The following is a 13,846-nucleotide window of genomic DNA, read 5'->3' as shown; positions in this document are numbered from 1 at the left end:
CCCCCGGCCCGGCATGGTGCTGCGCGCATGGAGGACTGGGTCCACGAGGTTCGCGAGCGCTGGGCCCGTCGTCGCGGCCACGTCCCCACCGTCGTCCCCTACACGGGCTACGGCTCGACGGAATGGGTGCGCGTGTTCTGCCGCGTGCTGCTCTCGAGGCCGATCAGCGGCAACGGGAACTCGCGTCGGAGGCGACGGCGCGAGCAGGGCATCCGCGGATGGCGCAGCTTCACCAGCGTGCCCGTGGGCGGCGTCCCCGTCACGATCGAGGTCGGCGGCGAGCGGATCGAGGTCCGCACCGACCGGGGCGGCGTCGTCGACACGAGGGTCCCGGTGCAGCTCGAGCCGGGCTGGAACCGGGCGGTGCTGCAGGCGGAGGGGTCAGAGCCCGTCGAGGCGCCCATCCGCGTGGTGGGCACCGACGTCGACTTCGGGATCATCTCCGACGTCGACGACACGGTGATGGTGACGGCGCTCCCCCGGCCGTTCCTGGCCGCGTGGAACACGTTCGTGCTCGACGAGCACGCGCGGAATCCGACGCCCGGCATGTCGGTGCTGTTCGAACGGCTCGTCCGGCGCCACCCGGGATCCCCGGTCGTCTACCTCTCGACCGGCGCCTGGAACGTCGCGCCGACGCTGACGCGGTTCCTCTCCCGGAACCTCTACCCGGCGGGGCCGCTCCTCCTGACCGACTGGGGCCCCACGCACGACCGCTGGTTCCGCAGCGGCCGGGAGCACAAGGTCGAGAACCTCCGTCGACTGGCCGACGAGTTCCCGCACATGCGGTGGCTGCTCGTGGGCGACGACGGACAGCACGACGAGGAGCTCTACGCCGCCTTCGCGAAGGAGCACCCCGACCGCGTGGCCGCGATCGCGATCCGGGAGCTCTCACCGGGCGAGGCGGTGCTGGCCGGCGGCCGCACGAAGGCCGAGCAGCACGGCACCGACGTGCCGTGGGTGTCGGCGAGCGACGGAGCGACGCTCGCCGATCGGCTCGCCGCCATCGGGATGCTCTGAGACGTCGCCATTCAGACCACGGGCGCAGCCACCACCACCGGTCGACGCGTGCGCAGCCGAGCCAGCCCGCGGTTCACCGCGCGGGCCCACAGCGGCCCCCGGTAGATGAACGCCGTGTAGCCCTGCACGAGGGTCGCCCCCGCGTCGAGCCGCTCCTGCACGTCCTCCGCCGTCTCGACGCCGCCGACCGAGACCACGCACAGCGCTGCCGGGACGTGCTCGCGGATCAGGCGCAGCACCTCGAGCGAGCGCGCGGCGAGCGGCGCACCGGAGAGCCCGCCCGCGCCGATCGCCTCGACCTCGCTCGCGGACGCGGTGAGGTCCGCCCGGGAGATGGTCGTGTTCGTCGCGATGATGCCGTCGAGGCCCAGCCGGACGACCAGCTCGCAGATCCGCACGACCTCGGCGTCGGCGAGGTCGGGCGCGATCTTCAGCAGCAGCGGCGTCGATGCGGCCGCGGCGCGGACCGCCTCGAGCAGGGGCGCGAGCGCGTCGAGCTCCTGCAGGCCGCGGAGTCCGGGCGTGTTCGGCGAGCTCACGTTCACGACGAGGTAGTCGGCGTAGGGCGCGAGCACGCGAGCGCTGCGCACGTAGTCGTCGGTGGCGCGCTCGACGGGGGTCACCCGGTTCTTGCCGATGTTCACGCCGATCACCGGACGGTCCGCACGCCGTGAGAGCTGCGAGAGGCGGCCGGCGGCGGCGTCCGCCCCGCCGTTGTTGAAGCCCATCCGGTTCACGAGCGCTCGGTCGCCGACCAGGCGGAACATCCGGGGCCGGTCGTTGCCCGGCTGCGCGACCGGCGTGATCGTGCCGACCTCGACGTGCCCGAACCCGAGCTGGCCCAGTCCGACCACGGCCAGCGCGTCCTTGTCGAATCCCGCGGCGACGCCGAACGGCGACGGGAAGCGGAGGCCGAGCGCATCGACCGCGAGCTCGGGCCGCGGCGCCGTGAACCGCTCCACCAGCCGGCCGAACCCGAGGGCCGGCAGCATCCGGATGACGCGGAAGGCCAGGTGATGCGCGCGTTCGGGGTCCATGCGCGCGAAGACGAGGGAGAAGAGGAGTCGATACATGCCGGGATCAGGCTACCGGAGCCGGCGGAGCCGCCTGCGCGCCCCTCACTCGACCGGTCGCGCCGGAAGCCGTCCGTGCTCCTCGCGCAGCGCCTCGATCGCCGTCTCGAAGTCGTCGAGCGACTCGAACGCCTGGTAGACGCTCGCGAACCGCAGGAAGGCCACCTCGTCGAGCTCGCGCAGCGGAGGCAGGATCGCCAGCCCGATGTCGTTGGCCTCGATCTGCGACGCGCCCGTCGAGCGGATCGTCTCCTCGACCTTCTGCGCGAGCACGGCGAGGTCGCTGTCGGTCACCGGCCGCCCCTGGCACGCCTTCTTGACGCCGAGCACGACCTTCTCGCGGCTGAACGGCTCGATCACGCCCGAACGCTTGATGACCGCGAGACTCGCCGTCTCCGTGGTCGAGAACCGCCGCCCGCACTCCGGGCACTGTCGCCGCCGTCGGATCGAGAGGCCGTCGTCGCTGGTCCGGGAGTCGATGACGCGGGAATCGGGGTGGCGGCAGAAGGGGCAGTACATGGTGCTCCCAGCGTAGTGCCGGGATCAGGACCGATCGCCGAAGCGCGCGGAGACCGCGTCGCCGTGCGCGGGAAGGTCCTCCTCGGCCGAGAGGGTCGCGATGACGGGCGACACCTCCCGCAGCGCCGCCTCGTCGTAGCGCACCACCTGCTGCGGCCGGAGGAAGGTCGCCGCCGACAGGCCCGCCGCGTGCCGCGCCTGGCCGCCCGTGGGCAGCACGTGGTTCGAGCCGGCGGCGTAGTCCCCGAGGCTCACGGGCGAGTACGGCCCGATGAAGATCGCCCCCGCGTTCTCGATGCGGGCGAGGACGGCGTCGGCGTCGCGCGTCTGGATCTCCAGGTGCTCGGCCCCGAACGCGTTGGCGAAGTCCGCGGCCTGTTCGAGGTCGTCGACGAGCACGACCGCCGACTGCGTTCCCTCGAGGGCCGTGCGGACGCGCGCGGCGTGACGGGTCTCGGTGGCGCGGACCGCCAGCCGCTCCAGCACGCGCTCGGCGAACGGCGCGGAATCGGTCACGAGCACGGCAGCGGCGAGCTCGTCGTGCTCGGCCTGGCTGACCAGGTCGGATGCCACGAAGTCGGCGTCGGCGTCGGCGTCGGCGATCACGAGGATGTCCGTGGGCCCGGCCTCCGAATCGATGCCCGTGACCCCCTGCACGAGCCGCTTCGCGGCCGCGACGAACACGTTGCCGGGCCCCGTCACGCGCTGCACCGGGTCGAGGTCGAGGTCGGGCACGCCGTACGCGAAGGCTCCGATCGCCCCGGCGCCGCCCATCGCGTAGACCTCGTGGATGCCGAGGAGCGCCGCGACGCCGGCGATGGTCGGATGGAGGCGACCGCCGTGCGCGGCCTGGGCCGGCGAGGCGAGCGCGATCGAGCGCACGCCGGCGACCTGCGCGGGGACGACGTTCATGACCACGCTCGAGGGGTACACCGCCTTGCCGCCGGGCACGTAGAGTCCGACCCGGCCGACCGGCTGCCAGCGCTGCTCGACGACGGCGCCCGTCGCGAGCTGCGTGCGCTCCGCCGGGGGCACCTGCGCGGCGCTCGCGGCACGCACCCGCTCGATCGTGGACTCGATCGCGCGTCGCACGTCGGGCCGGAGCGCATCGCGTGCCGACGCCAGCTCGTTGGGGCTCACGCGCACGGCCGCGGGCCGCACCCGGTCGAATCGCTCGGCCTGGTCGAGCAGGGCGACCTCGCCGCGCGCGCGAACGTCCTCGATCAGCTCGCGTGCCGGCTCGAGGGCCGCGGCGACGTCCGTCGCGGCGCGCGGGACGAGCCCGAGCAGCTCGGAGGCGGTCGGACGGGTGCCGCGGAGGTCGATCGTGCGTAGCATGGCCCGCTCAGCCTAGCGAGCCGACCTCGGCGATCGCTCGACGGGGCGTCACGCGAGGCAGTTCGGCCCCAGCAGGCTCTTGAGCTCGCCGTAGAAGTCGGCGCTGACCGCCACCGGGTACGGCAGCTCGAAGACCCGCGCCGTCCGCCCCTTCGTCAGCTTCAGGCGCACCTCGGTATCGCCGCGGTGACGGATGAGGACGTCGCCGAGCGCCGTGATCGTGTCGGTCGTCGCCCGGACGTCCGGCAGCGAGATCACCACGGGCCCGCTCTCGTCGCCCTGGCCGACCTCGGGCTCGAAGACGCTGTAGGCGTGCAGGTTCATGCCGTCGTCGCGCATGCTGACGCGCCCGCGGACCACGACGATCGAGTCGCCCGTCAGGGCGGGCGCGAACTCCTGGTACGCCTTCCCCATGAACATGACCGTGATCTCCCCGGAGAAGTCCTCGACCTGGATCATGCCGTACTGGTTCCCGGACTGCCGCGCCACGCGGTGCTGCACGCTCGTGACCAGGCCCGCGATGGTCGCGACCTCGCCGTCCTGGGTGGCGTCCGAGCTCATGAGGTCGGTGATGGTCGTCGACGCGTGCTTGGCGAGGGTCGCCTCGAGGCCCGCGAGCGGGTGGTCCGAGACGTACAGCCCCAGCATCTCGCGCTCGAACGCGAGCTTGTCGCGCTTGGCCCATTCCGGTCGATCGGGAACGGGCGACGGGGCGGCGGCCTTCTCATGCTCCTCGAACAGGCTGTCGAAGTCGAAGCCGACGTCGCCGTTCTCCTCCGCGCGCTTCTCCTTCACCGCGGCCTCGACCGCACCCTCGTGGATCTCGACGAGCGCCCGGCGCGTATGGCCGAGCGAGTCGAAGGCGCCGGCCTTCACCAGCGACTCGACGGTGCGCTTGTTCGCGGCCTGGCTCGGGACCTTCTTGAGGAAGTCGTGGAAGGACTCGAACCGCCCCTTCTCCTCGCGCGCGGCGCGGATGCCGTCGACGACGTTGAAGCCGACGTTGCGCACGGCGCCGAGGCCGAACCGGATGTCGTCGCCGACGGCGGCGAAGTACTTCGTCGACTCGTTCACGTCGGGCGGCAGCACCTTGATGCCCATGCGGCGGCACTCGTTGAGGTAGAGCGCGAGCTTGTCGCGCGCGTCGCCGACGCTCGTGAGCAGCGCGGCCATGTACTCGGCGGGGTAGTGCGCCTTGAGGTACGCCGTCCAGTAGCTGAGCACGCCGTACGCGGCCGAGTGCGCCTTGTTGAACGCGTAGTCGGAGAACGGCAGCAGGATGTCCCACAGCGTCTTCACCGCGGCGTCCGAGTAGCCGTTGGCCTTCATGCCGCCCGAGAAGCCCGCGAACTGCTTGTCCAGCTCGGACTTCTTCTTCTTGCCCATCGCGCGGCGCAGGATGTCGGCCTGGCCGAGGCTGAAGCCCGCGACCTTCTGCGCGATGGCCATGACCTGCTCCTGGTAGATGATCAGGCCGTAGCTGGTGTCGAGGATGTCCTTCAGCGGCTCCGCGAGCTCGGGGTGGATCGGCGTGATCGGCTGCAGGCCGTTCTTGCGCAGCGCGTAGTTGATGTGCGAGTTCGCGCCCATCGGGCCCGGCCGGTACAGGGCGATGACGGCCGAGATGTCCTCGAAGTTGTCGGGCTTCATCTGGCGCAGCAGCGAGCGCATCGGCCCGCCGTCGAGCTGGAACACGCCGAGCGTGTCGCCTCGGGAGAGCAGCCGGTAGGCCTCGACGTCGTCGAGCGGGAGGTCCTCGAGGACCGGGCGGTGGCCGCGGTTCGCCTCGATGTTGTCGAGGGCGTCGTCGATGATCGTGAGGTTGCGCAACCCCAGGAAGTCCATCTTGATCAGCCCGAGGGACTCGCACGCGGGGTAGTCGAACTGCGTGACGATCTGGCCGTCCTGCTCCCGCTTCATGATCGGGATGATGTCGATGAGCGGCTCGCTCGACATGATGACGCCGGCGGCGTGCACGCCCCACTGCCGCTTCAGGTTCTCGAGCCCGAGCGCCGTGTCGAACACGGTCTTCGCCTCGGCGTCCGTCTCGATGAGGGCCCGGATGTCGCCGGCCTCCTTGTAGCGCGGGTGATCCGCGTCGAGGATGCCGGAGAGCGGGATGTCCTTGCCCATGACCGCCGGCGGCATGGCCTTGGTCAGCTTCTCCCCCATGCCGAACGGGAAGCCGAGCACCCGGCTCGAGTCCTTGAGCGCCTGCTTGGCCTTGATCGTGCCGTAGGTGACGATCTGGGCGACGCGCTCGTCGCCGTACTTCTCGGTGACGTACCTGATGACCTCGCCGCGACGACGCTCGTCGAAGTCGACGTCGAAGTCGGGCATCGAGACGCGGTCGGGGTTCAGGAAGCGCTCGAAGATGAGCCCGTGCTGCAGCGGGTCGAGGTCCGTGATCCGCATCGCGTAGGCGGCCATCGAGCCGGCGCCCGAGCCGCGGCCCGGACCCACCCGGATGCCGTTGCGCTTGGACCAGTTGATGAAGTCGGCGACGACGAGGAAGTAGCCCGGGAATCCCATCTGGCTGATGACGCCGACCTCGTAGTCGGCCTGCCGGCGGACGTCGTCGGGGATGCCGCCGGGGTAGCGCTCGTGCAGGCCCTTCTCGACCTCCTTGACGAACCAGCTCTGCTCGTCCTCTCCCTCGGGGACCGGGAAGCGCGGCATGTAGTTCGCGCTCGTGTTGAACTGCACGTCGCAGCGCTCGGCGATGAGCAGCGTGTTGTCGCACGCCTCGGGGTGGTCGCGGAAGACGTCCCGCATCTCGGCCGCCGACTTGAGGTAGAACTCATCGGCGTCGAACTTGAACCGATTGGGGTCGTCGAGCGTCGATCCCGACTGCACGCAGAGCAGGGCGGCGTGGCTCTTCGCATCGTGCGCGTGCGTGTAGTGCAGGTCGTTCGTTGCCACGAGCGGCAGGTCGAGCTCCTTCGCGAGCCGCAGCAGGTCGTCCATGATCCGCTTCTCGATGCCGAGCCCGTGGTCCATGATCTCGGCGAAGAAGTTCTCCCTGCCGAAGATGTCGCGGAACTCCGCGGCCGCCTGCACGGCCTCGTCGTACTGCCCGAGGCGCAGGCGCGTCTGCACCTCGCCGGACGGGCACCCGGTCGTCGCGATGAGGCCCTTGCCGTACGTCTGGAGCAGTTCGCGGTCCATGCGCGGCTTGAAGTAGTACCCCTCGATCGACGCCCGGCTGGAGAGCCGGAAGAGGTTGTGCATGCCCTCCGTCGTCTCCGACAGCAGCGTCATGTGCGTGTAGGCGCCGGAGCCGGACACGTCGTCGCCGCCGCCGTTGCCCCATCGGATGCGGGTCTTGTCGGTGCGGTGGGTGCCCGGCGTGAGGTACGCCTCGGTGCCGATGATGGGCTTCACCCCGGCATCCGTCGCCTGCTTCCAGAAGTCGTACGCGCCGAAGACGTTGCCGTGGTCGGTCATGGCGACGGCGGGCATGCCCTCGGCCGCGGCGGCCTTCATCAGCTCGCCGACCCTGGCCGCCCCGTCGAGCATCGAGTACTCGGAATGGACGTGGAGGTGGACGAAGGAGTCGGCGGCCACAGGGCTCCTCTTCGAATGGTGCTACGGGGTTCCGGGTGCTTGCAGTCTAGGCGCGACCACCGGCAGCCGGATGGGTCGGGGCGGGCGTTTCAGTCCCCGGAGAGGACGTCGAGCGCGTGCTGGAGGTCCTCGGGGTAGTCGGACTCGTAGGTCGCCCATTCCCCCGTGCCCGGGTGCACGAACGAGAGCTGCTTCGCATGGAGCCACTGGCGCGAGAGGCCCAGCCGGGCGCTCAGCGTCGGATCCGCGCCGTACATCGTGTCGCCCGCGCACGGATGCCGCTGCGCGGACATGTGGACGCGGATCTGGTGCGTCCGCCCGGTCTCGAGGTGGATCTCGAGCAGCGACGCGTACGGGAAGGCCTCGATGGCCTCGTAGTGGGTCACGGCGTGCTTGCCGTCGACCGTCACGGCGAACTTCCACTCGGAGCGCGGATGGCGCCCGACGGGAGCGTCGATCGTGCCGGCGAGCGGGTCCGGGTGTCCCTGGACGACCGCGTGGTAGATCTTCTCGACCTCGCGGTCGTGGAACGCGCGCTTGAGCATCGTGTACGCGTACTCCGACTTGGCCACGACCATCAGGCCGCTGGTGCCCGCGTCGAGCCGGTGGACCACGCCCTGCCGCTCCGGCGCGCCCGAGGTCGAGATCCGGTAGCCGGATGCCGCGAGCGCCCCGACGACGGTCGGACCCTCCCAGCCGAGCGACGGATGCGCGGCGACCCCGGCGGGCTTGTCGACCACGACGATCTCGTCGTCGTCGTGGACGATCCCGAGGTCGGGCACCGGGATCGGCTCGACCTCGAGCGTGCGAGGCGGGGCCCAGCTCACCTCGAGCCAGCCGCCCGCGCGGAGCTTGTCGGACTTGTCGACCGTCCGGCCGTCCAGGCTCGCCCCGCCGGCCGCGGCGATCTCCGCGGCCTGCGTGCGCGAGAACCCCAGGAGCTTGGCGAGGCCCGCGTCGACGCGGACGCCGTCGAGCCCGTCGGGGACGGGCAGCGCGCGGTGCTCCATCTCAGGACTCGTGCGCGGGTCGTGCCATCGCGCCCCGACGAGCCTCCGACCCGCCGGCGCCGTCGGCGTCGGCCGCGCCGGCGCCGTCGCCGCCGCCCTTGACCGGCCGCGATCCGTCGAGGCCGACGCCGCGGATCGTGAGGATCATGAACAGGATCATGCTCGACACGATGGCGATGTCGGCGACGTTGTAGATCGCGGGCAGCATCCACGGCGTCGAGATGAAGTCGATCACGTGCCCGATCCCGAAGCCCGGCTCACGGAAGAGCCGGTCGGTGAGGTTCCCGAGCACGCCGCCGAGCAGCAGCCCGAACACGAGGGCCCAGGCGACCGAGCGGATGCGACTCGCGAACCAGATGATGAACGTGATCACGCCGGCCGCGAGGATCGTGAAGATCCAGGTCATGCCGCTCGCGAGTGAGAAGGCCGCTCCCGGATTGCGCACGAACTGCCACTGCAGCGCGCCGCCGAGCACGGGAACCACCTCGCCTTCGGCGAGGCTGGTGACCACGAGGTGCTTGCTGAACTGGTCGAGGCCGTAGACCGTGATCGCGACGCCGACCAGGATCAGCAGTGCGGTGACGCCGAGCCTGGCCCCGCGCTCAGCCGCCAAAGCCCTGGAAGGTCGGTGCGGGCTGCTCGCCGGTCACGCCGGCGGCCGGGAAGCCGGTGCCGCCGACCTGCACGGGCTGCGCGGTGTCGAGATCGCGCAGCTGACCCTCGATGTAGCTCTTGAGCTTCGCACGGTAGTCGCGCTCGAAGACGCGGAGCTCGTCCACGCGCTTCTCGAGTGCGACCCGCTCCTGGTCGAGGATGCCCATCTGCGCCCGCTGCTTGGCCTCGGCCTCGGCGACGATGCGGGCCGCGGTCGCGTGGCCCTCGGCGATCAGCGCGTCGCGCTTCTCGACGCCCTCGCGCACGTGCTCCTCGTGGAGGCGGCGGGCGAGCTGCAGCAGGTTGGTGGTGCTGGTCTGCTCGTCGATCTCCGACTGCGGAGCCGTCGTCTGCGCGGGCACGGCCACGGTGGGCGCCACCGGGGGCTGCTCGCTGTACGTCTGCGCAGGGGCGGGCGCCGCGGCGGCAGGGACTCCGGAGCCCTCTCCGGCGCGCGCCTCGGCCGCCGCCAGTCGCTGGCGCAGCTCCTCGTTCTCCTGGTTCAGCCGACGCAGTTCGACGACGACCTCATCGAGGAAGTCGTCGACCTCGTCCTGGTCGTAACCCTCCCGGAACTTCGTCGCCTGGAAGCGCTTGTTGACCACATCTTCCGGAGTTAGCGCCATGGCTTCCCATCCCTCTGAATCTGTCGAACGGATCGATCACGTTCTGCTAACGGTAGCAAAGACAACCTCACGGACGCAGTGCGTCGTCACGTGCGGGCGTGGCGTCGCGACGGCGTCAGGCCGTCGCCGCGGCGCCGGCCGCCAACCACGACACGACCGTCATCGCGATGATGACGACGAGCATGGCGACGCTCCAGCCGAGGTCGAGCGCCACCTGTCCCAGCCGGATCGGCGGGATCAGGCGGCGGAAGAAGCGCACGAGCGGATCGGTCAGGGTGTAGACGGCCTCGACGAGCACGAGGACGAACCCCCTGGGCCGCCAGGACCGGTTGAAGGTCCGCACGAGGTCGAGGACGAACCGTGCCCACATCACGAAGAAGTAGATGAGGAGGAGCGTGTAGACCAGGTTCCAGACGACGGAGAGTGCGCTCACGTCCGCGAGTCTACGCGTGCGAGAAGAACGAGGCGTCCACGTCGCCCTCGCCCTCGCCGGCCTCCCCCGAGACGACGACGTGCGCGGGCGAGAGCAGGAACACCTTGCTCGTGACGCGCTCGATCTTGCCGAACAACCCCTGCGAGAGTCCGCTCGCGAAGTCGATCAGCCGACGCGCATCGGCGTCCGACATCTGGGAGAGGTTGATGATGACCGGGACGCCCTCGCGGAACGACTCGGCGATCACCTGGGCGTCTCGATACTGGCGCGGGTGCACCGTGAGGATCTCGTTCATGTCCGCCTGCGTGGGTGTCGGTTGCGCGGTGGGCTTTCGGAGCGGGGTCACGGCCGCACCGCCCCGGGAGGCGGGGGTCGGCGCCGCGTGCACGACCGGCGTCGGCGTCGCGGCGGTCGTGGGCGTCTCGTCCTCGAGCTCCTCGTCGGCGAGCCCCAGGTAGACCATCGTCTTCTTGAGCGGGTTCGACATCGCTGCCTCCGTCGGTGGTTCGTGGTTCGAGGCTAGCCCGCGGGAGGTCGATCGCCCGTGATTGCGGTCCCGATGCGAAGGTGTGTCGCACCCTCCATGATCGCGTCGCGGAAATCGTGGGACATCCCCATCGACAACGCCGTGGCCTCGGGGGCCGATGCTCGCAGCCGCTCCGAGAGCTCCCGCACCCGGGCGAACGCAGGACGCACGGGCTCGCCCAGCGGCGCGACGGCCATGAGGCCGAGCAGTCGGATGCCGGGCGTGGCGAGCACGCGCTCGGCGAGGGCGTCGAGCTCGCGGGGCGCGACCCCGCCGCGCCCGGGGTCATCGGTGAGGTTGACCTGGATGAAGCCGTCCACGTCTGCCTCGTCGGACCTCAGGGCATCGACGAGGGAGTCGCGATCGATCGAGTGGATGGCGGTCGCATAGGCCCGCACCTGACGGGCCTTCTTGCTCTGCAGCTGTCCGACGAAGTGCCAGCGGAGGTGGAGTCCGGCGAGCTCCCGCGCCTTCGCCTGGGCTTCCTGGTGGCGGTTCTCGCCCACGTCCGCGACCCCGAGGTCGGCGAGCTCGCGGATGAGCTCGATCGGCTGGAACTTCGTCACGACGACCGTGGTGATCAGCGAGGGATCCCGCCCGGTGGCGTGCGCGGCGTCGGCGATGGCGGCGCGCACGCGCTCGAGCCGCTCCGACAGCGCGCTCACCGGTGCCCCTCGCGACGCGGGCGGGTCGGAGCGGCCGTGATCACTTGAGGAAGTCGGGGATGTCGAGGTCGTCGGAGTCCTCGCCGAACGCCGGGTCGGACACGATCTGGTCGGCAGTGGTGCTCGCCTCTCCCCAGTTCGCGGTCTCCACGAGCTCCTCGATGTCGATCTCGGCGATGCCGTCGGCAGCGTCCGGAGCGAGCGCGTCGCCCACTCCGACGGAGGCCCCCACGCTCGCGCCGACGGCCGCCGGGACGGCGCTCGGCTGACGCGCCGACTCCATCGTCCTCGGCAGCGGCTCGCCGCCGTCGAAGCCCGCGGCGATGACCGTCACGCGGACCTCGTCGCCCAGGGTGTCGTCGATGACGGCGCCGAAGATGATGTTCGCCTCGGGGTGCACGGCCTCCTGGACGAGCCTCGCGGCGTCGTTGATCTCGAAGATGCCGAGGTTCGACCCGCCCTGGATGGACAGGAGCACGCCGTGGGCGCCGTCGATCGACGCCTCCAGCAGCGGACTGGCGACGGCGAGTTCCGCCGCCTTGATCGCGCGGTCGGCTCCCCTCGACGAGCCGATGCCCATGAGGGCGGAGCCGGCCCCCTGCATGACGGACTTCACGTCGGCGAAGTCGAGGTTGATCAGGCCCGGCGTCGTGATCAGGTCGGTGATGCCCTGGACACCGGCGAGCAGCACCTGGTCCGCCGTCGAGAACGCCTCGAGCATCGAGATGCCGCGATCGCTGATCTCGAGGAGGCGGTCGTTCGGCACGACGATGAGGGTGTCGACCTCCTCCTTCAGCCGGGCGACGCCCTGTTCGGCCTGCGTCTGGCGCCGCTTGCCCTCGAAGCTGAACGGCTTGGTGACCACGCCGATCGTCAGCGCACCGATCGACTTCGCGATGCGCGCCACGACGGGAGCCCCGCCCGTGCCGGTGCCACCGCCTTCGCCGGCCGTCACGAACACCATGTCGGCGCCGGCGAGCGCCTCCTCGATCTCCTCGGCGTGGTCCTCCGCGGCGCGTCGACCCACCTCGGGGTCGGCGCCGGCGCCGAGGCCCCGGGTGAGGTCGCGGCCGACGTCGAGCTTCACGTCGGCATCCGACATGAGCAACGCCTGGGCGTCCGTGTTGATCGCGATGAACTCGACGCCGCGCAGGCCGAGCTCGATCATGCGGTTGACGGCGTTGACACCGCCGCCGCCGATGCCGACGACCTTGATGACGGCGAGGTAGTTCTGGTTTGTCGACATGTCCGGCCCTCTCTGCGAACTCTGAACCCTGAACCTCTACTCGAAGGTTAAAGTTTTGCCGAGTATGCAATTCCTGAGTCGAAGGTAGGCGGCCCCGGCGGGCGGGCGCGCGGGCGAGTTCGGCGTGTCGTGATCCGGGCGCGAGATCACTCGACGACCGGGTACAGGGGCGCCGACACGTCGTAGCGAGTCACGGTCCCGGGCGGCGCCGTGTCCATCAGTCGTTGGAGCACCGCGCCCTTCAGCGAGGACTCCTCCTCGTTGCCCCAGACCACGGTCGCCCCCGAGCCGAGCTCGAACCGGACGTCGTCGGCGGATGCCGCGGAGATTGACGCGATGCCGGTCCGGAGCCCCTCGGGGAGATTGCGCAGCACCCGCCCCGCTGCCCGGAAGGCCGCCGAGTCCACGCCGTCCTCGACGACGATCGCGGGCAGCTGCTCGGGACGCCCGTCCAGTCGCTCGACGACGACTCCCGCCGCATCGACGGACACCAGCCCGCCGGACCCCTCGATCACGCCGACCGGCGTGCGCTCGACGATCCGCACGACCAGGGTTCCGGGCGGCACGCTCTCGATCGAGTACGTCTCGATCAACGGGAACGCGGAGAGCGCGTCCTGCACCTCGTCGGGCGCGATGAGCGCCAGCGGCGTTCCGAGATCGCCCGCGAAGGCGGCGCGGACGTCCGCCGCCGCGATCCGTGACGTCCCCTCGACCCGGACCTCCCGCAGCGCCATGATCGGCGAGTACGCGACGACCACGGCCGCGATCGCCACGCCCACGACCGATGCGAGCACCGTGATCCAGGTCGCACGGCGGAGCCGGCTCCGGCGCGTGAAGCGACGGACCTCCTGGCGCTCGACGCGGCGGCGCGCCCGTTCGGCCGAGGCGAGGCGCCGGCGGGTCCGGCGGTCCTGCGCCGCGTCTCCGCGGGCGCCGCCCTCGCGGGACGTGTCCGGCGAGGTGGCGGGGCGCTTCGGCGGGCTGTCCTCCGCCCCGCGCTCCCGCCCCCGCTTCCGCGCAGGCGACGCGGTGGGCAGCGCGATCGGTTCGGTCACCGCGGCTCCCCCGGCGGAGCCGCGCTGCGTCGCGCCGGGCGACCCGGCGTCGGAACCCCGGCGCACGCCGGACGCCGGCACCGTCGCGGTCCGGGCGGCCGTGGTTCCCCCGGCGCT

The 13,846-nt window shown here is 71.1% G+C and carries 13 protein-coding genes; 1 reads left to right on the top strand and 12 read right to left on the bottom strand.

Annotation, left to right across the window (positions count from 1 at the left end):
* The first annotated feature begins 27 nt into the window (after nucleotides 1–27).
* Nucleotides 28–1,017 (top strand): App1 family protein phosphatidate phosphatase, encoded by a 990-nt coding sequence (locus ABME01_RS08495; protein WP_436407419.1) that lies wholly within the window; start codon nucleotides 28–30, stop codon nucleotides 1,015–1,017.
* An 11-nt stretch (nucleotides 1,018–1,028) separates the two neighbouring features.
* On the opposite strand, the gene ABME01_RS08490 is transcribed toward ABME01_RS08495, so the two are convergent.
* The 12 genes from ABME01_RS08490 to ABME01_RS08435 all read right to left on the bottom strand — a co-directional run bounded on the left by ABME01_RS08490 (nucleotide 1,029) and on the right by ABME01_RS08435 (nucleotide 13,729).
* Nucleotides 1,029–2,090, bottom strand: coding sequence for a quinone-dependent dihydroorotate dehydrogenase (locus ABME01_RS08490; RefSeq protein ID WP_353827958.1), 1,062 nt, complete (start codon nucleotides 2,088–2,090; stop codon nucleotides 1,029–1,031).
* Between the two features lie 45 nt (nucleotides 2,091–2,135).
* On the bottom strand, nucleotides 2,136–2,609 hold the full coding sequence (nrdR, locus tag ABME01_RS08485) for a transcriptional regulator NrdR (RefSeq protein WP_353827957.1): 474 nt from the start codon (nucleotides 2,607–2,609) through the stop codon (nucleotides 2,136–2,138).
* A 24-nt stretch (nucleotides 2,610–2,633) separates the two neighbouring features.
* A complete protein-coding gene (hisD, locus tag ABME01_RS08480; protein WP_353827956.1) occupies nucleotides 2,634–3,947 on the bottom strand; it encodes a histidinol dehydrogenase in 1,314 nt (437 codons plus the stop codon).
* Between the two features lie 48 nt (nucleotides 3,948–3,995).
* Nucleotides 3,996–7,466: a DNA polymerase III subunit alpha gene (dnaE, locus tag ABME01_RS08475; protein WP_436407420.1), complete on the bottom strand. Its 3,471-nt coding sequence runs from the start codon at nucleotides 7,464–7,466 to the stop codon at nucleotides 3,996–3,998.
* 137 nt (nucleotides 7,467–7,603) lie between these two features.
* Nucleotides 7,604–8,524: an RluA family pseudouridine synthase gene (locus ABME01_RS08470; RefSeq protein ID WP_353827954.1), complete on the bottom strand. Its 921-nt coding sequence runs from the start codon at nucleotides 8,522–8,524 to the stop codon at nucleotides 7,604–7,606.
* Between the two features lies 1 nt (nucleotide 8,525).
* A complete protein-coding gene (lspA, locus tag ABME01_RS08465) occupies nucleotides 8,526–9,137 on the bottom strand; it encodes a signal peptidase II (RefSeq protein WP_353827953.1) in 612 nt (203 codons plus the stop codon).
* Nucleotides 9,127–9,804, bottom strand: coding sequence for a DivIVA domain-containing protein (locus tag ABME01_RS08460; RefSeq protein ID WP_353827952.1), 678 nt, complete (start codon nucleotides 9,802–9,804; stop codon nucleotides 9,127–9,129). The genes lspA and ABME01_RS08460 overlap by 11 nt, the downstream gene beginning before the upstream one ends.
* Nucleotides 9,805–9,919: 115 nt before the next feature.
* The gene (locus tag ABME01_RS08455; RefSeq protein ID WP_353827951.1) at nucleotides 9,920–10,237 is read right to left on the bottom strand and encodes a YggT family protein; all 318 of its coding nucleotides are present in this window, start codon (nucleotides 10,235–10,237) and stop codon (nucleotides 9,920–9,922) included.
* 10 nt (nucleotides 10,238–10,247) lie between these two features.
* Nucleotides 10,248–10,724 carry a cell division protein SepF gene (locus ABME01_RS08450; protein ID WP_353827950.1) on the bottom strand — a complete coding sequence of 159 codons (477 nt, stop codon included), beginning with the start codon at nucleotides 10,722–10,724 and terminating at the stop codon, nucleotides 10,248–10,250.
* 32 nt (nucleotides 10,725–10,756) lie between these two features.
* A complete protein-coding gene (locus tag ABME01_RS08445) occupies nucleotides 10,757–11,428 on the bottom strand; it encodes a YggS family pyridoxal phosphate-dependent enzyme (RefSeq protein ID WP_353827949.1) in 672 nt (223 codons plus the stop codon).
* Nucleotides 11,429–11,468: 40 nt separating this feature from the next.
* Nucleotides 11,469–12,674: a cell division protein FtsZ gene (gene ftsZ, locus ABME01_RS08440; protein ID WP_353827948.1), complete on the bottom strand. Its 1,206-nt coding sequence runs from the start codon at nucleotides 12,672–12,674 to the stop codon at nucleotides 11,469–11,471.
* A gap of 146 nt (nucleotides 12,675–12,820) precedes the next feature.
* The gene (locus ABME01_RS08435) at nucleotides 12,821–13,729 is read right to left on the bottom strand and encodes a cell division protein FtsQ/DivIB (protein WP_353827947.1); all 909 of its coding nucleotides are present in this window, start codon (nucleotides 13,727–13,729) and stop codon (nucleotides 12,821–12,823) included.
* Nucleotides 13,730–13,846: the final 117 nt, after the last annotated feature.

This window comes from Agromyces litoreus, assembly GCF_040496015.1.
GTDB classification, from domain to species: domain Bacteria; phylum Actinomycetota; class Actinomycetes; order Actinomycetales; family Microbacteriaceae; genus Agromyces; species Agromyces litoreus.
The sequence above is the reverse complement of the archived record's forward strand: the minus strand, read 5'-3'. Positions and strand labels throughout refer to the sequence as shown.

Bases quoted from the DNA above. Each gene is read 5' to 3' on its own strand.
- nrdR (WP_353827957.1), bottom strand. From the start codon at position 2,609: ATGTACTGCCCCTTCTGCCGCCACCCCGATTCCCGCGTCATCGACTCC.
- ABME01_RS08490 (WP_353827958.1), bottom strand. From the start codon at position 2,090: ATGTATCGACTCCTCTTCTCCCTCGTCTTCGCGCGCATGGACCCCGAA.
- hisD (WP_353827956.1), bottom strand. From the start codon at position 3,947: ATGCTACGCACGATCGACCTCCGCGGCACCCGTCCGACCGCCTCCGAG.
- ABME01_RS08470 (WP_353827954.1), bottom strand. From the start codon at position 8,524: ATGGAGCACCGCGCGCTGCCCGTCCCCGACGGGCTCGACGGCGTCCGC.
- ABME01_RS08460 (WP_353827952.1), bottom strand. From the start codon at position 9,804: ATGGCGCTAACTCCGGAAGATGTGGTCAACAAGCGCTTCCAGGCGACG.
- ABME01_RS08450 (WP_353827950.1), bottom strand. From the start codon at position 10,724: ATGTCGAACCCGCTCAAGAAGACGATGGTCTACCTGGGGCTCGCCGAC.
- ftsZ (WP_353827948.1), bottom strand. From the start codon at position 12,674: ATGTCGACAAACCAGAACTACCTCGCCGTCATCAAGGTCGTCGGCATC.
- ABME01_RS08495 (WP_436407419.1), top strand. From the start codon at position 28: ATGGAGGACTGGGTCCACGAGGTTCGCGAGCGCTGGGCCCGTCGTCGC.
- dnaE (WP_436407420.1), bottom strand. From the start codon at position 7,466: ATGCTCGACGGGGCGGCCAGGGTCGGCGAGCTGATGAAGGCCGCCGCG.